General features: G+C 63.9%; 16 protein-coding genes. 9 read left to right on the top strand and 7 right to left on the bottom strand.

The window, feature by feature from the left end:
• Window positions 1-492 precede the first annotated feature (492 nt).
• Together FKZ61_RS20935 and ltaE are read left to right on the top strand one after the other, a co-directional pair.
• A complete protein-coding gene (locus FKZ61_RS20935; RefSeq protein ID WP_170200099.1) occupies window positions 493-1,620 on the top strand; it encodes a pyridoxal-phosphate-dependent aminotransferase family protein in 1,128 nt (375 codons plus the stop codon).
• 194 nt (window positions 1,621-1,814) lie between these two features.
• Window positions 1,815-2,906 carry a low-specificity L-threonine aldolase gene (gene ltaE / locus FKZ61_RS20930; protein ID WP_141612100.1) on the top strand — a complete coding sequence of 364 codons (1,092 nt, stop codon included), beginning with the start codon at window positions 1,815-1,817 and terminating at the stop codon, window positions 2,904-2,906.
• 63 nt (window positions 2,907-2,969) lie between these two features.
• Here ltaE and FKZ61_RS20925 read toward each other — a convergent pair whose 3' ends face one another.
• Window positions 2,970-3,485, bottom strand: a complete 516-nt coding sequence (locus tag FKZ61_RS20925; RefSeq protein WP_141612099.1) for a SixA phosphatase family protein — start codon at window positions 3,483-3,485, stop codon at window positions 2,970-2,972.
• 917 nt (window positions 3,486-4,402) lie between these two features.
• On the opposite strand from FKZ61_RS20925, the gene glmS reads away from it, so the two are divergent.
• Window positions 4,403-6,286 carry a glutamine--fructose-6-phosphate transaminase (isomerizing) gene (gene glmS, locus FKZ61_RS20920; RefSeq protein WP_141612098.1) on the top strand — a complete coding sequence of 628 codons (1,884 nt, stop codon included), beginning with the start codon at window positions 4,403-4,405 and terminating at the stop codon, window positions 6,284-6,286.
• A gap of 279 nt (window positions 6,287-6,565) precedes the next feature.
• Here the strand turns inward: glmS and FKZ61_RS20915 are convergent, their stop codons facing one another.
• Window positions 6,566-7,519, bottom strand: coding sequence for an AraC family transcriptional regulator (locus FKZ61_RS20915; protein ID WP_141612096.1), 954 nt, complete (start codon window positions 7,517-7,519; stop codon window positions 6,566-6,568).
• Window positions 7,520-7,716: 197 nt separating this feature from the next.
• Here FKZ61_RS20915 and FKZ61_RS20910 point away from each other — a divergent pair, with 197 nt between their 5' ends.
• Window positions 7,717-8,880 (top strand): MFS transporter, encoded by a 1,164-nt coding sequence (locus tag FKZ61_RS20910; RefSeq protein WP_141612095.1) that lies wholly within the window; start codon window positions 7,717-7,719, stop codon window positions 8,878-8,880.
• Window positions 8,881-8,889: 9 nt separating this feature from the next.
• On the opposite strand, the gene FKZ61_RS20905 is transcribed toward FKZ61_RS20910, so the two are convergent.
• The 5 genes from FKZ61_RS20905 to FKZ61_RS20885 form a co-directional block, all read right to left on the bottom strand.
• Entirely contained in the window at window positions 8,890-9,726 is an 837-nt protein-coding gene (locus tag FKZ61_RS20905) for a carbohydrate ABC transporter permease (RefSeq protein ID WP_229964342.1), read from the bottom strand.
• A 142-nt stretch (window positions 9,727-9,868) separates the two neighbouring features.
• Window positions 9,869-10,729, bottom strand: a complete 861-nt coding sequence (locus FKZ61_RS20900; protein WP_141612093.1) for a carbohydrate ABC transporter permease — start codon at window positions 10,727-10,729, stop codon at window positions 9,869-9,871.
• Window positions 10,730-10,950: 221 nt separating this feature from the next.
• Window positions 10,951-12,324: an ABC transporter substrate-binding protein gene (locus FKZ61_RS20895; RefSeq protein ID WP_141612092.1), complete on the bottom strand. Its 1,374-nt coding sequence runs from the start codon at window positions 12,322-12,324 to the stop codon at window positions 10,951-10,953.
• Window positions 12,325-12,455: 131 nt separating this feature from the next.
• On the bottom strand, window positions 12,456-13,508 hold the full coding sequence (locus tag FKZ61_RS20890; protein WP_141612091.1) for a LacI family DNA-binding transcriptional regulator: 1,053 nt from the start codon (window positions 13,506-13,508) through the stop codon (window positions 12,456-12,458).
• Between the two features lie 182 nt (window positions 13,509-13,690).
• Window positions 13,691-15,424 carry an IlvD/Edd family dehydratase gene (locus FKZ61_RS20885; RefSeq protein WP_141612090.1) on the bottom strand — a complete coding sequence of 578 codons (1,734 nt, stop codon included), beginning with the start codon at window positions 15,422-15,424 and terminating at the stop codon, window positions 13,691-13,693.
• A 393-nt stretch (window positions 15,425-15,817) separates the two neighbouring features.
• Between FKZ61_RS20885 and FKZ61_RS20880 the strand changes: the two genes are divergently transcribed.
• The 5 genes from FKZ61_RS20880 (at window position 15,818) to FKZ61_RS20860 (ending at window position 20,046) form a co-directional block, all read left to right on the top strand.
• Entirely contained in the window at window positions 15,818-16,504 is a 687-nt protein-coding gene (locus FKZ61_RS20880) for a dienelactone hydrolase family protein (RefSeq protein ID WP_141612089.1), read from the top strand.
• Between the two features lie 43 nt (window positions 16,505-16,547).
• Window positions 16,548-18,662 carry a MalT transcriptional regulator family protein gene (locus FKZ61_RS20875; RefSeq protein WP_141612088.1) on the top strand — a complete coding sequence of 705 codons (2,115 nt, stop codon included), beginning with the start codon at window positions 16,548-16,550 and terminating at the stop codon, window positions 18,660-18,662.
• Between the two features lie 138 nt (window positions 18,663-18,800).
• Window positions 18,801-19,058, top strand: a complete 258-nt coding sequence (locus FKZ61_RS20870) for a hypothetical protein (protein ID WP_141612087.1) — start codon at window positions 18,801-18,803, stop codon at window positions 19,056-19,058.
• Entirely contained in the window at window positions 19,048-19,503 is a 456-nt protein-coding gene (locus tag FKZ61_RS20865) for a PIN domain-containing protein (RefSeq protein ID WP_141612086.1), read from the top strand. The genes FKZ61_RS20870 and FKZ61_RS20865 overlap by 11 nt, the downstream gene beginning before the upstream one ends.
• 216 nt (window positions 19,504-19,719) lie before the next feature.
• Window positions 19,720-20,046 carry a hypothetical protein gene (locus tag FKZ61_RS20860; RefSeq protein ID WP_141612085.1) on the top strand — a complete coding sequence of 109 codons (327 nt, stop codon included), beginning with the start codon at window positions 19,720-19,722 and terminating at the stop codon, window positions 20,044-20,046.
• Window position 20,047 lies beyond the last annotated feature (1 nt).

Below are 20,047 nucleotides of genomic sequence, written 5' to 3'. Positions count from 1 at the left end.
CGCGGGGGCATCCTGCCCTGAAAAAATGGAACCCGGATGGGTAGGTCCGGTCTCCTGGCCGGACATCCGCACCCAGCGGGACGGGAACCCATGTCACGCAGGGATGCGTGACCTACGGAGCGTGCGGGTTTTTTCATCCTCCGCAACGCAATGAAGGTGCATGAAGAATTCAGATGCGGCGCTGTGCCGTTTGGGACGGCATCTGAGGATGCCGACTCCGCATGACGATGATCGTGGTTCAAGCATGTGATGATAGGGTACAGGGGATGGCGGCAAACGACAAATGAATCGCGTGATAGGATGTACCCGCGGGCGGCCAGGGAATTGCGTGGGCCGGGTATCAGTGGCAAAATAGAATAGATTGTTCAGGATGGCACAAACGCCTGCCGGCCCATGCCCGACAGGGAAACCCAGCCAGGGAGCGCCGACCCAAAGAAGAGACCGGCCAGCAGGAAGTGCCGGTTTGCAGTCCATCAAAGGAGAAGCCGAACCATGACCACCGTGACGCCGACGGATACCCAGACCAAGCCTGCCCAGCGCCTTTTCATTCCCGGGCCCACGGACGTCCTGCCCGACGTTCTGGCCGCCCAGACCGCCCCCATGATCGGGCACCGCTCCGACGAGTTTGAATCCCTCTTTGCTAAGGTGGAAAAACAGCTGCAGGAACTTTTCTTCACCCAGAACCGGGTCTACATCGTGGCCGCCTCCGGCTCCGGCCTGCACGAAGCGGCCATCCGCAACGGCGTGCGGGGCCGGGTGCTCAACTTTGTCAACGGCGCCTTTGGCCAGCGCTGGCATCAGGTCTCCCTGGGCTGTGACAAGGAGGCCATCCGGGTGGACGTGACGTGGAATACCGCGGTCAAGCCCGAGATAGTGGCCGAAGCGCTGGAAAAAGCCCTGGCCGACGGCCCGGTAGATGCCATCACCGTGGTCCACAACGAGACCAGCACCGGCGTGATGAGCCCCGTGGGCGAGATCGCGGCCGTGGTGCGGGAGATCAGCCCCGAAACCCTGGTCATGGTGGATGCGGTCTCCTCCTTCGCAGGGGTGAAAATCCCGGTGGATGAATGGGGGCTGGACATCTGCCTGACCTCCTCCCAGAAGGCGCTGGCGCTGCCGCCGGGCCTGGCCTTCTGCGCCGTGAGCGACCGGGTCCTGGCCCGGGCCGAGACGGTCAAGGGGCGGGGCTGGTACTTCGATTTCCTGAACCTGGAGAAGTCGCTGCAGAAGAGCACCACCCCGGCCACCCCGGCCATCTCCCTGATGCGGGCCTTGAGCGTCCAGCTGGATCACATCTTCGCCGAAGGGTTGGAGGCCCGCTTTGCCCGCCATGCCCGCCTGGCCCAGAAGGCCCAGCGCTGGGCCGTGGAGCGGGGCTTCGAGCTGGCCGCGGAGGAAGGCTACCGCTCCCACACGGTGACCAACGTGGCCAACACCCGCAACATCAGCATCAAAGAGCTGAATCGCCACCTGGCCACCCAGGACATGCAGATTTCCAACGGCTATGGTATTTTTAAGGACAAAGCCTTCCGCCTGGCCCACATGGGCGAAGTGACCGACCAGGACATGGATCGCCTCTTCGCCGCCATGGATGCCTACCTGGCCCGGCAGGGCCAGTAAATCCCGGCAGAAATTCGCCGATAGGTTCCACCAGAGGTAATGCCGCTGAATTTCTGCCGTGGTATTTACGCCAGACTGTACTGGTACCGGGAGGCGCCTGTTCCCCCAGAAATCCGATGACGCGTGGTGCGTGGTGCATCCCCTGGCGGATGCACCACGCACCGGAAACCCCATGCCACCCCTGGAGAAAACCCATGAGCGAGAGCAATAACCCGGTGATCGACCTGCGCAGCGACACGGTGACCCGCCCCACCGCCGCCATGCGCCAGGCCATGTTCGAGGCCGAAGTAGGCGATGACGTCTACGGCGAGGATCCCACCGTCAACCGGCTGGAGGCCATGGTGGCCGAGCTGTTGGGCAAAGAGGCCGCGGTCTTCGTTTCCAGCGGTACCATGGGCAACCTGGTCTCGGTGCTGAGCCACTGTGGCCGGGGAGACGAGATGATCCTGGGCGATTCCTCCCACATCTTTCTCAACGAACAGGGCGGCGCGGCCGCGCTGGGCGGCATCCATCCCCGCCCCCTGCCCAACCGGCCCGACGGCTCCCTGGACCTGGAGCAGGTGGAGGCCAGCATCCGGGCGGACAACGAGCACTATCCGGTCAGCCGGCTCATCTGCCTGGAGAACACCCACAACCGCTGCGGCGGGCGGGTGCTGTCGGTGGAGTACATGGATGCCGCGGGGGAGCTGGCCCATCGCCACGGGCTGGCCCTGCACGTGGACGGCGCCCGGCTCTGGAATGCGGCGGTGGCCCTCAACGTGGCGCCGGCCCGGCTGGTCCAGGCGGCGGACAGCGTCAGCGTCTGTCTGAGCAAGGGGCTGGCCGCGCCGGTGGGCTCGGTAGTGGCGGGCAGTGCAGACTTCATCCGCAAGGCCCGGCGCAACCGCAAGGTGCTGGGTGGTGGCCTGCGCCAGGCCGGCGTGCTGGCCGCGGCCGGCATTGTGGCCATCACCGAGATGGTGGAGCGGCTGGCCGACGACCACGCCAACGCCCGGGCCCTGGCCGAGGGCCTGGCCCGGTTGGACGGCGTCGCCATCCAGCCGGAGACGGTAGAGACCAACCTGGTCTTCTTCGACATCACCCACCCGGAGCTGGATGCGGCCCAGGTCTCCCTGGCTTTGAAGCAGCGCCACATCCTCATCAACCCGGTGGGGCCCCGGCGCATGCGGGCAGTGACCAACTACCACGTGAGCCGGGCCGACATCGACACCGTGGTGGGCGCCTTCGCCGAGATCCTGGCTGCCGGCGCCCAGGCCAGCCAGGGCAAGGTGTACGTTTACGGTTAGGTATGTATGGGGTGGGAGGATTGGGGAGTTGGGAGGCATCTTGTCCCCCAATTACCCAATCCCCTAATCCCCCAATTTCGACAGCTGCTTGGGGGCAGCCAGGAGCTGGAGCTGGCCACATCCCCAGCGAATCTGATGCCACCAGAAGATTTCCAGTTCCAGGTGGGCCAGGCCCGCAGTGGGCATCTTCAAGTTGAGGCGGGCCGGATCCCCGGCACAGAGGCCGGAGACCAGGGCTTCCATGCCCGGGTTGTGGCCCACCAACACCACATGTTCCGCGTCCCCCGGCACTTCTCCCAGCACGGTCAATAATGTCTCGGCGCTCGCCTCGTAGATGCGCTCGTCCCAGGTGATGGCATGGGACACGTTCAGCGCGGCCGCCAGTCCCTCCGTCGTCTCCCGGGTGCGCAGCGCGGGCGAGCTGACGATCCGGTCCACTGGCGGGCTGAGCCGGGCGACGAGGCGGGCCATGCGCCGGGTATCCTGGTGACCTCGCTTGGTCAGGGGGCGGTCGAAATCCTGGGGATATTTCTCTGGCCGACGGGCCTTGGCATGGCGGAAGATAGAGAGCTTTTTCATGGCTCGATTCCTGACATCGGTTTATCTGAGCATGGGCTATCTGGTCATTCCATCGGTAATGGGCTCCCACCTGCGGGTGCGGCTCGGCGCCCCGTCCGGTTATGGGAGTCGGGCAGGGTAAATCCCGGCAGAAATGCGCCAATGGTATCCACCAGCGGTAGGGTAGTGCCGCCGAATTTCTGCCGTGGTATTTACGCCAGACTGCAAGAGTATAGCACGTTCTCCCGCTTTTGGACATGGGCACCCCTCTGGTGAGGTATCCTGACGATTTCGTCCAGTTGCATGGCGGGGCCCGGTCTGATATACTGGCCGCCAACGTGGCCCGGCCACGGGAGCGAGCGTTCAGCAGCCTGGATGAACAGCCGCAGGAACAGGAGGTGGCGTAGCGCGGGTTCCAAAACCACGGGAAGAGAGCGCATGGCCCGTCCCACGGCCGTTTTGGCCCGGGACGGGTGACGAGGAGGGGGTTCCCGGCTCCACGCCGGGCTAACCGCAGACGCCGGCCCATGGCCACTGGCGTCTGCGGGAAAATCGAACCATCAGCGGATGCCCCTGGGTCGCTTCCACCGGCCCAACCAGGAACCACCCCGGTTCTGGTCACAATCTTCCCCACCATACATGGTCAAGCGAGCGTTGAAAACCGGCGGGTAACCGCCGGCACAAAGGCGCTCTGCAGTGGAATCGCTCCAACTGGAAAATCGAATTCCGGAGGAACCGGCCCGGCCGGTCCATGCCGGCGCGCGGATGGCCTCGCGCCCGGAGGCGCCTGCCCCTTGCCGGGGCACCAGCCCATGGACGCGGTGCCTCGGCGCCTGGCCCTTCCCGTCGGTCAGCCACGACCCATGTCGGCGGCTGGCCTGGGGCCGGTTTTCCTTCCCCTTGGAGGATCCTTGCACCCAAAACAAGGAGGTTGAACCATGTGTGGCATCGTCGGCTATGTGGGTGCCCGGGAGGCGGCGCCCATTATTCTACAGGGATTGCAGCGCCTGGAGTATCGAGGCTATGACTCGGCCGGGCTGGCCGTGCTGGCCCAGGACGGCACCCTCCACGTGCGGCGGGCTGCCGGCAAGCTCAGCCAGTTGATGGCGTTGGTGGCGGCCAGTGGCAACGGCTCTGGGACGCCGGAGCCTGTCCGGGGGACCCTGGGCATCGGCCACACCCGCTGGGCCACCCACGGTCCGCCCAGCGAGCGCAACGCACACCCCCACTGCAGCGTGGATCGACAGTTCGTGCTGGTGCAGAACGGCATCGTGGAGAATTTCCTGGAGCTGCGCAGGCGCCTCCAGGCCGAAGGCTACCCCTTCCACAGCGACACCGACACCGAGGTCATCGTCCACCTGATCCACTACCACTTCCACAACGGCTGCCGGGGGGATTGGGAATGGGCTGTGCGTTGTGCCCTGGGCGAACTCCAGGGACCCAGCGCCATCGTCGTCCTCAACCGGGCCCAGCCCGACCGCCTCATCGCCGCCCGTCTGGGCAACGCGGGTGGGGTGGTCATCGGCCTGGGCCAGGAGGAGACCTACGTGGCCAGCGACATTCCGGCCATCCTCCACCACACCCGCCACATGGTCTTCCTGGACAACCGCCAGATGGCCGTGGTGACCCGGGACGGCGCCCACTACACCGATCTGGCAGGGCGACCGGTGGCCCGCCAGGCCATCCACATCGACTGGGATCTGGCCACGGCGGAGAAGGGGACCTATGTACACTACATGCAGAAGGAAATTTATGAGCAGGGACGCAGCCTCACCGACACCCTGCGGGGCCGGCTGGATTTTGAGCACGGCCGGGTGGTGTTGGACAGCCTGAACCTCTCTGCGGCCCAGGTCCAGGCGCTGGAGCGGGTCACCATCGTGGCCTGCGGCACCAGCTACTACGCCGGGCTGCTGGGCAAGCACTACATCGAACGGCTGGCCCGCCTGCCCGTGGAGGTGGACTACGCCAGCGAGTTCCGCTACCGGGAGCCGGTCATCGGGCCCGGCCACCTGGCCCTGGCCATCACCCAGAGCGGTGAGACGGTGGACACCCTGGCCGCGCTGGAAGAGGCCCAGGCCCAGGGCGCCTTCACCGCGGCCATCGTCAACGTGGTGGGCAGCCAGGCGGCGCGGCTCTGTGATGGCGTCATCTACATGCAGGCCGGCCCGGAGATCGGCGTGGCCAGCACCAAGGCTTTCACCGCTTCCGCGGTCGACCTGCTCCTGCTGGCCATCTACCTGGGACAGGCCCGAGGGCTGCTCTCGGCCAGCGCGGTGATGACCCTGTTGGAAGAGCTCAGCCGTCTGCCTGGGCTGGCCGGCGAGCTGCTGGAGGCGGCCTGGCAGGGGAGCTACTACCGGGAGCTGGCCGGCCGCTTCGCCCACTACCAGCACTTTCTCTACCTGGGCCGGGGCCTGAACTACCCCATCGCCCGGGAAGGCGCGCTGAAGCTGAAGGAGATCAGCTACATCCACGCCGAGGGCTACCCGGCTGGCGAAATGAAACATGGGCCCATCGCCCTCATCGACCACCAGATGCCCACCATGGTCATCGCGCCCCGGGACCGGGTCTATGATAAGATGATCAGCCAGGTGGAGCAGGTGAAGGCCCGGGGCGGCACAGTGCTGGCCGTGGCCGAAGCCGGCGACCCCATCCTGGCGGAGAAGGCGGACTTCCTGCTGCCCGTGCCGCCCAGCCACGAGCTGCTGGCGCCTATCCTGGCGGTGTTGCCTCTCCAGCTCTTCGCCTACGAAGTGGCCGTCCACCGGGGTGTGGATGTGGACAAACCCCGTAACCTGGCCAAGTCGGTCACGGTGGAGTGAGTTTCAGAGCCCCCTGCCCTTCTACCTGGCCGCCGGCCGTACCCTGCAGCGGGATGTGCCCGCCGGCGCGTTGCTCCCCTGCGACGGGGTGGAGGAGCCAGGGGCATCCACCCTGTGGACCTTGCGGATGCAGCCCGGCTATGGGTCTGGCCCCTCCGGTGGAGAGGGGGGAAGCGGACCATGGCCGGTGGCCCAGTAAATCCCGGCAGAAATTCGGCGGCACTGCCCCTGGTGGAACTTGTCGGCGAATTTCTGCCGGGGGATTCATGCCAGACTGTACTAGAGCTCCGGGGTAACGACTTCCTCGGCCATGGCCCGCAGCCGTTCCACGTCCCGCATGGGCGGCTGGCCGAAGAGCCGCTTGTACTCCCGGCTGAAGTGGGAGGGGTCGTTGTAGCCCACGCTGTAGCCGGCGCTGGTGGCGTCCAGATTTTCGCCCAGCATCAGCCGGCGGGCCTCCTGGAGGCGCAACTGCTTCTGAAACTGGAGGGGCGTCATCCCGGTGACGGCCTTGAAGTGGTGGTGGAAGCTGGAGACGCTCATGCCCAGCTCTCGCGCCAGGTTCTCGATGCGCAGGGGGCGATCGAAATCCTGACGGAGCCGCTCGATGGCCCGGGCGATGGGCGATGCCGTGCCTCCCAGCACGGCGATGTGGCGGAGCCGGTCCCCCTGGTTCCCCATGAGTAGCCGGTAGAGAATCTCCCGGATTACCAGTGGCGCCAGAAACGTGGCCTCGGACGGGTCATCCAGGAGCCGGGCCAGACGCACCACCGCGTCCAGCAGATCTGGATCCAGGGTGCTCACATCGAACGCCCGCACCTTGGCCGGCCGCCGGGATATGCCGTTCGCGGCCTCGGCCAGCACCGAACTCACCAGGACGGGATCCAGGGTCAGGCGGAGGCTGAGGTAGGGCCGTTCGGGGGAGGCATCCACCACCCGGCTGACCACGGGCAGGTCCACCGTCCCCAGGCAGTAGTGGTACGGATCGTACCGGTAACACTCCTCTCCCAGGTAGACCTCTTTGCTCCCCTGGGCAATCACACAAAAGGCAGGGTCGGCCACGCCGGGCAGGGAGTCGGTGGGCGACGAGGAGCGATGGAGGCGGATGCCCGGAAAGGGCTCCACCCTGCCGTCGGTGGGTAGATACCGGGTGAGCCGCTCTACCAGTTCGGCCCGATTGGCCTGGGTTCGCTGGGCCTGGCTATCGACAGACCGGAGGTTGATCAGATGCATGGCCGCTCCTTGTGAACTTGCAGGATCGTACAAGGATTCTGGAGAATTATTGTATCCCTTTTCATCCCAGGATACTAAAATAGTCGCCAGATGACAATGCGCCCCCGGGTAGCGACGGTTGCCCACCGCCGCGACGGATGAACCCGCGCCCGGCTGTTGGGGGCGAGCCGGGTGATCTACCTGCAGGAGCACAAAACATGGAGCGCCTCTGGACCCGTTCTTTTATCTTCGCGATTTTGGGGACGCTGTTTCTTTTCGTAGCGTTTTACGCCCTGTACCCGACCCTGCCGGTCTTCATCAAGCAGATGGGCGGCAGCGAGGCCCAGGTGGGCCTGGCCATGGGCTTCTTCATGCTGGCTTCCGTGGCCATTCGGCCCCTGACCGGCGGCCTGTTGGATCGGTTCGGACGGCGCCCGTTTATCGTGGGGGGGATCCTGCTCTTCGCCCTGGCCATGTACCTCTATGGCTGGGTGGGGGGCGTCGGGGTGTTGTTGGGGATTCGCATCCTCCACGGGGTGAGCTGGGCCGTTTCCTCCACCTCCCTGCAGACGGCCATCACCGACATGATTCCCCGTCCTCGCCTGGGGGAAGGCATGGGGTGGATGGGACTGGTCATGACCCTGGCCATGGCGGTGGGGCCGGTTTTCGGCGTCTGGCTCTTCCAGGAGATTTCCCCGTGGGCCCTCTTCCTATCCGGCGTTGGCCTGTCCATGGTGGCGCTCCTCCTGACCTTTGGCGCGACCATGCCTTTTCAGCGGCAGCCGGGCAGCAGGGGCATCGGCGTGGTGGAGAAGTCGGTCCTGCCCTTGACCCTGGCGGTCTTCTTCCTCTTCGGCTCCTATGGCGGGATCACCACTTTTGTCCCCTTGTTTGCGGATGCGATTGGGGTGAACTCGGGCACCTTTTTCCTGGCCTTTGCCCTCACCCTGGCCTTGACCCGGCCCTCGGCCGGCAGCCTTTCGGATCGCTACGGCGAAGGGGTGGTCATCGTGCCGGCACTGCTGTTCGCCATGGTGGCGCTGGTGGTCCTGGGCTTCTCCACCGGACTGGCCGGCGTGGTGGGGGCGGCGGTTTTGTATGGGATCGGCTTTGGCGCTGCCCACCCGGTGCTGAATGCGCTGACCGTCCGCATGGCTCGGCCGGATCGGCGGGGTGTGGCCATCGCGTCGTTTTCCACCGCTGTCGACCTGGGCATTGGCCTGGGCGCCATCGGCCTGGGCTGGATCTCCGAATACGTGGGCTACCAGGGACTTTTCACCGCGGCCGCCGGGCTGGTGGTCTGTTCCTTGCTGGTCTTCCTCTGGGTAAAGCGTTTGCTGGCTGCCCGCTCCCTGCCCCTTCCCGCGGGCGAGGCCACGTGATGTCCTGCCTCATCCTTTCAGGCCTGTGGTGCTGATCCCCTCCACCAGATATTTTTGGAAGGCGACAAACAAGACAGACACAGGCACCAATGCCAAGGTTCCCATGGCAAAGACACCGCCCCAGTTGGTTACGGAAGAGGGATCGGCGAACGAGCGCAGGGCCAGGGAGATGGTGTACAGCCGAGGGTTGTTGAGGTAGACCAAGGGGGTCAGGAAGTCATCCCAGCTCCAGTAGAAAGCGAAGATGGAGGCGGTGACCAGGGCCGGCTTGAGCAGGGGCAGGATGATGCGGAAGAAGATGCCCGCCCGGTTGCAGCCATCGATTTCCGCCGCCTCGTCTAGCTCCCTGGGGATGCCGCGGATGAACTGGACGATCATGAAGACAAAGAAGGGAGCCGCAAAAAAGTGGGGCAGAATCAGGGGGATGTAGGTGTTGACCCAACCCAGGCGGCTGAAAACGATGTATTGAGGGATGATCTGGACCTGCACCGGCAACATCATGGTCGCCAGCATCACCGCGAACCAAAAGCCCCGTCCGGCAAAGCGGATGCGGGCGAAACCATAGGCTACCACCGCCGACGAGAAGACTGAGGCTACCGTGCTGATAATCGTCACCAGCAGGGAATTTCTGAAATAGGTGGTAAAGGTGACGCCGCCAAAGCCGGCCCACCCTTCAATGTAGTTTTGCAGGGTGAAGCGCCGGGGGATCAGGGAGGAGACGTTGGTCCAGATTTCGTCGGGCCCCTTAAAGGAGCTAGCCAGCATCCAGAGGAGGGGGTAGATCATCACGAAACTCAGGGCCAGCACTCCGGCGTGAAAGGCTCCCGTCTTGAGTAACTCCGGCACTCTTTTGGGATTTGCTCTGATGGTGGAAGAGTCGTTGAATGCGCCCATGGTCTCCTGCTCCGTACAGTTTGGCGTAAATACCACGGCAGAAATTCGGCGGTACTATCTTTGGTGGATGTTATCGGCGAATTTCTGCCGAGATTTACTCCGCAGCTTCGTAGAAAACCCAATAACGGGAGAAACGAAACATCAGCCCGGTGACGACGGCGATGACCGCCAGCAACACCCAAGACATGGCCGCCCCGTACCCCAACTCGAAGACGTGAAAGGCCCGGTTGAACACATACAGGTTGTAGAACAGGGTGGTGTCCAGGGGTTTCCCGCCGGTGATGACATAGGCCTGGGTAAAGGTCATGAACCCGTAGATGAGCTGCATCACCAGGTTGAAGAAGATCACCGGGGTCAGCAAGGGGAGGGTGATGCGCAAGAACTTGGCCCAGAAACCGGCCCCGTCGATGGAAGCAGCCTCGTAGAATTCTGGGGGGATGTGTTTGAGACCGGCCAGGAAGATCAACATGGGCGAGCCAAATTGCCACACCGCCAGCAGGATCAAGGTCCAAATGGCCGTCGCGGGATCGCCCAGCCAGGCCCTTCCCGGCAGACCCACCAGCGCCAGAAGCGCGTTGAACAGGCCGTTGCTGCCGAAGATCTCCCGCCACATCACGGCCACGGCGATACTGCCGCCCACGATGGATGGCGCGTAATACATGGCCCGGTAGACCCCGACAAAGGCTCGTGCCCGGTTCAGGACCATGGCCACTGCCAGGGCAAAGGCCAGCTTCAGGGGGACCGAGGCAAAGGTAAAGTAGAAGGTTGCCTTGACGGCGCGCCAGTATCGGGGGTCGCCCAGGAACATCTTCTGAAAGTTCTGGAATCCCACCCAATTCGGAGCGCCTGCCAGGATATTGTAATCCGTGAAGCTCAACACCAGGGATGCACCGATGGGAATAAGGGTCCAGACGAAAAAGCCGATGAGCCAGGGCGAGATGAACAGGTAGCCCATCAAGTTATCCTGACGCCACCGCCTGCTCCGTGGTTTGGCGGCTGCTGTTTTTGGGGGCAGGGACTCCGCGCCCATTTCCACTACGCCAGCCACATGGAACCTCCCTCTCATTTATGCCAATATCAAGCATACCGACACCGTACGGATTCAACGTCCTGCCAACACCCGGGTATCCCCCGGGCTTACGACCGGAGGGATACCCGGCATTTTGACAGGACGGCTTAGTTGGCTGCGGCCAGAATCTCGTTGGCCCGCTCCCGCAATACCCGGGCACCCTCTTCCGGTGTGATCAGGCCATAGCGCACCGGATCGGTGAATTCCGGGTAGTAGACGTTGGTGCGGATGTCCTCCACCCCCAGAGGATCCTGGACCAGGGAATAGGGTGTGGAATCTTCTGCCAGGCGAGCCAGGTAATCATAGATAGCGGCCTGGGGCGGCTGGGCTTCTGCCTTCAACGCCTCCAACACCACCGTGTTGATGGGCACTCCCCGTTCCCCGTTCAGGACCTTGTTGGCCTCCACATCGTTGATGAAGAAATCCAGGAACATGGCGGCGATTTCCGGATGTTGGGAATGTACCGTGATCGCCTCGAACTGGCTGGGGCGGATGGAGAGTCCCTGCTTGCCACCAACAGCCCTGGGAACGGGCATGATCTTAAACCGCCGCTCCTCGCCAGCTGCGGTCCACAGGGCAACCAGTTGATTGGAGCCGGCCAGCCAGTCCATGGCAGCCTGTCCAGAGACGATAAACTGGCTTTCCGGGCCGAGGCCGTGCACTTCGCTCTCTTCTGCCAGGGATGGGATCGCACCGGCTTCCTGCAGGCGCAGGATCATCTTCATGTGATCGATGAGGGGTTGGTCATCCGTGTAGCCCAGGGACTTGCCGTCGGGCGCGTAGAGCTCCATGCCCAGGCCGGCATAGATCACCCGCCACAGATCGATGTGATGGAGATACATGCCAAAGCCCCAGATGTCCAGCTTCTCGTGCAGCGTCAACACAAGCTCCTCGAACTCTGGCCAGGTCCACGTGTCTGGGGGAACGTCTACGCCGGCTTTCTCAAAGGCATCCAGATCGATGACAATGCCGTTGGCATTGGTGCCGGCGCTCACCCCATAGATCTTGCCATCCACCATGCCGTGGGTTTGCAGAACCTCGGGCACATGGGTGAAGTCGATGACGCCAGAGGAGACATACTCATCCAGGGGGAGGAGGAAGCCGTTCTTGGCCCATTCCACCAGGGTGGGTGAGCCGTGCTGCATAATGTCCGGCAGACCTCCTCCTGCAGCCTGGGTGGTCATCTTGGTCCAATATTCTTCGAAGCCCAGGGGCTCGTAGGTGAACTTCACGTTGGGATGCTTGGCTTCGAACATCTTGATGACCTGGGTGGTGATGTCCGCACGAAGCTGGCCGCCCCACCAGACGAAGCGTAGCTCCGCGGGGGCAGAGGCACTGCCGGCACCTGCTGCCGTGGCGGCTGCTGTGGGCGCTTCGGTCGCGCCGGGTGCGGCGGGTGCCACACAGCCGGCCAGGGCAGCCCCCAGGCCACTCATCGCCGATAGCTGCAGAAATTTTCGACGGGATAGCTTCTGTGTCATGGGATTCCTCCTGGAGTGATAGAGTAGGTGGGAAAGTACTCTTCGAACATTGGGGAACAATGCTACAAGAACCCCGCAGCAAACATGGCAGCAGAAAACATGGCAGAGGTCCGGCGGTCGTCGGACATTGCCTACCGCTCGACGATCGGTACCGGTCCGGTCGACTCCCGGAGAATCAGGCGAGCCGGGACTCGGACCTCCTGCGGGGGGGAGTCCGGCTGTTCTAGCCGCGCCAGCAACAGCCGGATCGCCTCCTGGCCGATTTTCGTGCCATCCTTGGATGCGGTGGTGAGGCGCGGAACCAGATACCGGGCCAGGGGGATATCGTCGTAGCCGGCCAGGGAGATGTCGTCAGGCACCCGGAGCCCCGCGTCGGCGATGGCCCGCAGGGCGCCGATGGCCAACAGGTCGTTGATGGCCAACAGGGCTGTGGGTGGTGTGGGCAGTTCCAGCAACTGACGGGTGGCCTGATAGCCGTCTTCCAGGGTCGGCCCGCACTGGATGATCAGGTTCGGATCCACAGGCAATCCGGCAGCTTCCAGGCTTTCCCGATAGGCGACCAGGCGGTCATTGCCCAGGGTCGGCACGGCGATCCCGAAGACGAAACCGATCCGCCGGTGTTGCCAGGCTAGCAGGCGGGCCATCAGCTCCAGGGTGGCGTCCCGATAATCGGCGAGGATGCGGTCGATCTTGTGGGGGACATGACCGTGGCCGGACATGATGCCCACCACAGGAAGGCGCCGTTTCAGCAGGGCAGCCAGGGTCTTCTGGGCTTCGGCGGAATCGTAGAGAAAACTGGGCACCATGATCAGCCCGTCGATGCGCCGCCGGGCGAGGTTTTTGAAAATATCCTTGGCATGCTCATCTTCTGGGCGGATGCTGGAGAGAAGGATGTCGTAGCCGGCGGCCCTGGCCGCTTGCTCGGCGCCATCGGCCATTTCCCAAAAGTGCGGATTGTGGATATCCGGGATGATAAGGCCGATGGTCTTGGTGTTGCCGGAGCGCAAGGCCTGGGCGCGGGCATCGGGCACGTAATCCAGCTCGGCAATGGCATCCAGGACCCGTCGCCGGGTCTCTTCAGAAATGGGGACCCGGCCACGGGTCTGGTTGTTCAGCACGTAGGAGACGGTGGCCCTGGACACCCCGGCCAGCCGGGCAACATCCGCCTGGGTGGGACGTTTCATGGGAAAAGTACCTGAAAAATGTAGATGGGAAGATGACAAAGGCAGATGACACGTGTAACCTTACACGTGTCAATAAACTGCAGGCATGATAGCATGGGTTTGGGGCAGTGTCAAGAGGTGTAGAGATAAAGAGATAAAGGAGATAGAGGCGCACGGTCGTGCGCCTCTACCGGCATGGGGTTTTAATGGGAATCCCGCGGGATGAACGCGCCGGATTTGCCCACCAGGAAGTCGAAGTCCGCGCCCTGGTTCGCCTGGAGGACGTGCTCCACGTATAGCCGGGCGTAGCCCCGTTCCGTGTAGGGCGTGACCGGCGGGCGCCAGGCAGCCCGGCGGCGGGCCAGCTCTTCTTCCGGCACATCCAGGTGCAGGCGCCGGTTGGGCACGTCCAGCTCGATGGGGTCGCCGTTTTCCACCAGGGCCAGGGTGCCGCCCACGGCCGATTCGGGCGCGACGTGGAGCACCACCGTGCCAAAGGCTGTGCCGCTCATGCGGCCGTCGGAGATGCGCACCATGTCTTTCACCCCCTGCTCCAACAGTTTCTTGGGCAGACCCATGTTGCCCACCTCGGGCATGCCGGGGTAGCCCCTGGGCCCCACGTACTTCAGCACCAGCACCGAATCCCGGTCCACCTCCAGGTCCGGGTCATCGATGCGGGCGTGGTAGTCCTCGATGGACTCGAAGACCACGGCCCGGCCCCGGTGGCGCAGCAGCTCCGGCGAGGCGGCCGACGGCTTGATGATGGCCCCGTCCTCACAGAGGTTCCCCCGGAGCACGGCCAGACCGGCCTCCCGCTGGAAGGGTTTGTCCAAAGTGGCGATGACCTCCCGGTTGTAGCAGACGGTCGCCCCTGGGGACGCGAGATTCTCGGCCACGCTCTTTCCCGTCACTGTCAGGGCGTCCATGTGGAGCAGCTCCCTCAGCTCGTGGATCACCACCGGTAGCCCGCCTGCGTAGTAGAAATCCTCCATCAGATATTGGCCCGAGGGCATCAGGTTCACCAGCAAGGGCAGATGGCTGCCCAGCCGGTCGAAGTCGTCCAGGCTCAGGGGGACGCCCACCCGGCCGGCCAGGGCCAGCAGGTGGACGACGAAGTTGCTGGAGCCGCCGATGGCCGCGTTGACCCGGATGGCGTTCTCGAAAGCCTCCCGGGTGAGGATCTTGGAGAGGGTCAGCCCTTCCCGCACCATCTCCACGATGCGATTGCCGGCCAGGTGAGCCAGCCGTTTGCGCCGGGAGTCTGCCGCGGGGATGGCCGCGCCGCTGGGCAGGGTGAGGCCCAGGGCTTCCACCATGCAGGCCATGGTGGAAGCGGTGCCCATGGTCATGCAGTGGCCGTCGCTGCGGGACATGCAGGATTCGGCCTCCAGGTATTCTTCCATGCTCATGCGGCCGGCGCGCACGTCGTCGGTGAACTTCCAGACGTCCGTGCCGGAGCCGATGTCGCGGCCCCGGTACTTGCCGTTGAGCATGGGGCCGCCGGAGACCACGATGGTGGGCAGGTCTACGCTGGCTGCGCCCATGAGGGTGGCGGGCGTGGTCTTGTCACAGCCGGCCAGGATCACCACGCCGTCCAGGGGATTGGCCCGGATGGATTCTTCCACGTCCATGCTGACCAGGTTGCGGTAGAGCATGGTGGTGGGGCGCATGATGGGCTCGCCCAGGGACATGACCGGGAACTCCAGGGGGAAGCCGCCGGCCTCGTAGACGCCCCGCTTGACCATTTCGGCCAGGATGCGGAAGTGGGCGTTGCAGGGAGTGAGTTCCGACCAGGTGTTGCAGATGCCGATGACCGGCCGGCCGTCGAACATGTGATCCGGATGGCCCTGGTTCTTGATCCAGCTACGGTGGATGAAGCCGAGCTGGTCGGTTCGTCCGAACCAGGCCCGGCTGCGCAAGGTGGGGTTGGATTCCATGGGATACCTGCTCTTTCCAGACGGGTACGGATAAAAATAGATGACAAATGGGTGGCCCATCGTCCAGGTGTCTGTCGATGGGCGGCGGGTGACCCCAGACCGGTGTTGTGTCCTGGTGGGTGGGGGGCTGGGGAAGCCGGGCAGGGCCAGCCCTGGTTGCCTGTTCGTAAATCCTGGCAGAAATTCGCCGATGGTTTCTACCAGAGGTAGTGCTGTCGAGTTTGCGCCGTGGTATTTACGCCAGACTGTATTAGTGTACCGTAACGGCCTGAGGGATGGGAATTTTCCGCGTTGCTTGAAAGCATCCCAAATCGCGCCTATAATGCCATTCGTACGTTTCCCACCGTTACCCGTGTCCACCCTGGCCGATGCACTTGCCAGGAGGCTCCTAAAATGATAAGGAATATCCCCATGCCCATGCACACCGTTGAAAGCCGGCGACAGTCCTTCCAGGGGTATCTGGCCCTGCCGCCCTCGGGCAGCGGACCCGGCGTCCTGCTCCTCCACGCCTGGTGGGGACTCAATCCGTTCATCCAGGAGCTGAGCGACCGGCTGGCCCAGGCCGGCTTTGTCACCTTCGCACCGGATTACTACGACGGCGCCGTCGCCACCACCATTGAGGATGCTACCCGGCACCGCCAGGCGCTGGACCGCAAGGCCACCAACCGCCTGGTGGCGGACGCGGTGGATTTTCTGGTGGATTTGCCTGCACTCACCAGTTCCCAGATCGGGGTGGTGGGCTTTTCGCTGGGGTGCGGCTTCGCCATTGAGGCGGCCCGCAGCCGAAATCAGACGGTCAACGCGGTGGTCCTCTACTACGGCACGGGCGGCGGCAAATTCGATAAGGTGCAGGCCGATTTTCTGGGGCACTTCGCCGCCCAGGATGAGTGGGGGGCCCATGGGGCCAGGGCCAAAGCCCTGGCCGAGCGTATTCAGACGGCCGGCCGAAATGCCCTCTTCCACATCTACCCGGAAACGGAACACTGGTTTGCCGAGGCGGACCGGCCCGAATTTGATCCAGAGGCGGCGGAATTGGCCTGGGATCGAACGGTCCAATTCCTGGGCCAGCAGCTGGCTTGAATCGGGTCGGGTGCCGATTGTCTGGAATCCGGAGAGCGCACCCATGTCCCATGATGGTGCCGGGCACCCTTCCACCATCCGCGAGCGGTTAGATAGGGCGCGCCGCGGGCGCTTTGTGGGCCGGGCCGCGGAGCTGGAGCTCTTCCGCCAGGCCCTGCTGGCCGAAGAGCCCCCTTTCCTCGTGCTCCATCTCTTCGGCCCCGGCGGCGTGGGCAAGACGACCCTGTTGAGGGAATTTGCCCGGCTAGCCACCGACTGGGGGCGGGCTGTCTACTGGCTGGATAGCCGGGACATAGATCCTTCCCCCCAGGGGTTTCTTCGTGTCCTGGCCCAGGCTGCCAGCCCAGAGGTGGTCGGGCCCGGACTCGCTGCCCTGGCCCATCTCCCGCCGGCGGTCCTCCTGCTCGATACCTATGAGCGCCTCCTGGCGCTGGATGGCTGGCTACGGGAGACCTTCCTGCCCGCACTCCCGGCCCACGTCCTGGTGGTCATCGCCGGCCGCAATCCCCCCGCGGAGCCCTGGCGCACGGACCCTGCCTGGCGGGAGCTGGCCCGCATCGTCTCCCTGCGCAACTTGCGTCCCGAAGAAAGCCGCCAGTTGTTGACCGTGCTCCAGGTGCCACTGATGTTGCAGGAAGCCGCGCTCGGCGTCACCTACGGCCACCCCCTGGCCCTGGTCCTGCTGGCCGACTGGCTGGCTCTGGACGCAACGCCAGTCCAAGAAATCGGCCTGGAACAGGCGTCAGACACGGTGCGCCTGCTGGTGGAGCGGTTCATGCAGGACGTGCCTACCCCCTTGCATCGGCAGGTGCTGGAAGTCAGTGCGCTGGCCCGGGTAACCACCGAAGCCCTGCTGGCCGAGGTGCTGGGTGAAGAAGCCACCCCCGCCCTCTTCGCCTGGCTGCGCGGCCTTTCCTTCATCGAGACCGGCCCGGACGGCCTCTTTCCCCATGACCTGGTGCGGGATGTGCTCGAAGCCGACCTGCGCTGGCGCAACCCAGAGACCTGGAAGCAGCTCTACCGCCAGGTGCGAAGACATCTGAGCCGCCGCTTTTGGCAGAGTAGCGGCCTGGCCCGCCAACAGGCCATCTTCGACCTGATCTACCTGCAACGTCACCACCCCCTGATGAAACCCTACTATGACTGGAAAGCTATGGGTGGCGCCTATCACGAGCCGGCAAGCCCTCAAGATCACCCTCACATTCTGGCCATGGTCGAGCAGCACGAAGGAGCGGACTCGGCCCGTGTTGTTGCCTACTGGCTTCAGCGCCAGCCTCAGGCATTCGTGGTGTACCGCGGACCGGAGCCTCAGCTCCTGGGCTTTGCCGCCAATCTCTTGCTGGAAACTGTGACCCCAGAGGATGAGCAGGCCGACCCGGCCCTGCGCGCCATTTGGGCCTTTGTGCGCCGCTACGGCCCCCTGCGCCCCGGCGAGCGCATCCAGATTGCCCGCTTCTGGATGGGCCGCGAGAGCTACCAGACGCCCCTGACCCACAACATGATCACCCTGAACACGGTGATCACCTGGCTCACCACCCCCAACCTGGCCTGGACCTTCTGCTGCACCGCCGACCCGCCCTCCTGGGAAGGCTTGTTCACCTATATCAACTTCTGCCGCGTCGCCGAAGCCGATTTCGAGGTGGGCGGCCGGCGCTACGGCGGCTTTGCCCACGACTGGCGCGCCGAGCCGCTGTCGGTCTGGAACCGGATATTGGAGGAGCGACAGCTCGACCTGGAATTCCAGCCGCAACCGGTCCACCAGACCTCGGCTCCGCCCCTGATGGTCCTTTCCCAGCCCGAATTTGCCGAGGCCGTGCGCCAGGCCCTGCGGGACTACAGGCGGCCAGACGCCCTGGCGCATAACCCGCTGCTGCGCTCCCGCCTCCTGCGGGATATGGCCGGCCCCACTCCCGGCCCGGAGGCCCTCCAATCCCTGCTGCGGGCCGCCGTCGAGAGCCTGACTACCAACCCGAAAGACGAGAAACTCTACCGCGCCCTCTACCACACCTATTTCCAGCCGGCCCCCACCCAGGAGGCCGCCGCCGAACTGCTGGACCTGCCCTTCAGCACCTACCGCTACCACCTGAGCAAAGGCATCGAGCGGGTCACCGACTGGCTCTGGCAGCGGGAATTGTATGGCCCATCCTCTGCTTCGTAGCAGGGCGACGAGACATGAGTCATCGTCCGTGCCTGGGAGTTGCGCCTGCGGTAAAAGCCCTTCTGTTTGCCTTTGTCCCCGGGCTATTATGATGTATAATGTGATGTATATACGGCTACGGTAGCGAAGGAGGAGCCCATGGCAACCAAGGTGCGGAAGCAGGTTTATATCGAGCCCCGTCAAGAGGCCATGCTCAAGCAATTGGGGAAAGAACACGGTCTAACCGAGGCTGAGATCATCCGCCGGGCCATTGACCAGTTCACCCGGTCATTGCGTTTTCCCTGGCGGGATCCGGCTGCCTGGGAGGAGGAGCGGGCATTCATCCTGCGCCTGATCGAGGAAGGTCCTGTGCCCGGGCAACGCACCTGGCGACGGGAGGACCTGTATGGGCGCTAGAGCGCTGGTGGATACAAACGTCCTGGTCTATGCCTACGATCGCGCCGAACCCGAGAAGCAACGGCGAGCCCTGGAAGTTCTGGATTTCCTGGCCATCAGCGGTGCGGGCGCAATCAGCACCCAGGTGCTGTCTGAGTTCTTTGTCGCTGTGACCCGCAAGATTGCCGCCCCCCTCTCTGTGCCTGACGCTTACGATCGGGTGAAAAACTATCTCCAGAGCTGGACGGTTCTGGACCTGACCGGCCTGATCGTCCTGGAAGCGGCCCGCGGGGTGCGCGACCACCAATTTAGCTTCTGGGATGCTCAGATCTGGGCCACTGCCCGGCTGAACCAGATACCGGTTGTTTTCAGCGAGGACTTCAACGTGGGACAGGTCACGGAAGGGGTCCGCTTTGTGAACCCTTTCGCCGAGGAGTTCCAACTTGAAAGCTGGCTGAACCAATAAACCGGAACGGGCGAACGAATTTCTGCCATGGTATTTACGCCAGACTGTACTGGTTTTCGTCAGGCTCAAGAGGACGGTCACCTCCAGGTGACCGTCCTCTTTTTTGGCAAAAATTTAGCAGTTTTCTGTCTGGAGAGTTAGCAGCCCATTGCCCTATATTGCCTCCTGAAGACACCTTACCGGCTAATGTTTGTCACTCATGAAAGGAGGCAAAAAATGGCACTGGCAATTGTAACCTGGGACCTGCCGCCGCAGGAGAAAATGGAAGCCTATAATGAGCAGGCGCGTACAGAGTGGATCCCCGCCGTGGTGCGCCAGCCGGGCGTCAAGGAGTTCCGCGGCCTGCGCAACGCCTTCCACGCCAGCCCCCACGTGATGAGCATCACCGAGTACGACAGCCTGGCGTCGGCCCTGAAATTCATCGAAACGGAGGATTTCGCCCGGGTGATGGAGGGCCTGCGGGCTGCCGGCTGCACCAACATCACGGTCCAGCTCTGGGACGTGTCGCCGGTGATCCCCGAACCCATCCGGCCGGGCGGCTAAG

Origin of the sequence: Litorilinea aerophila (assembly GCF_006569185.2) — a bacterium.
Taxonomy (GTDB): domain Bacteria; phylum Chloroflexota; class Anaerolineae; order Caldilineales; family Caldilineaceae; genus Litorilinea; species Litorilinea aerophila.
This window is presented reverse-complemented; position numbering and strand designations above follow the sequence as displayed.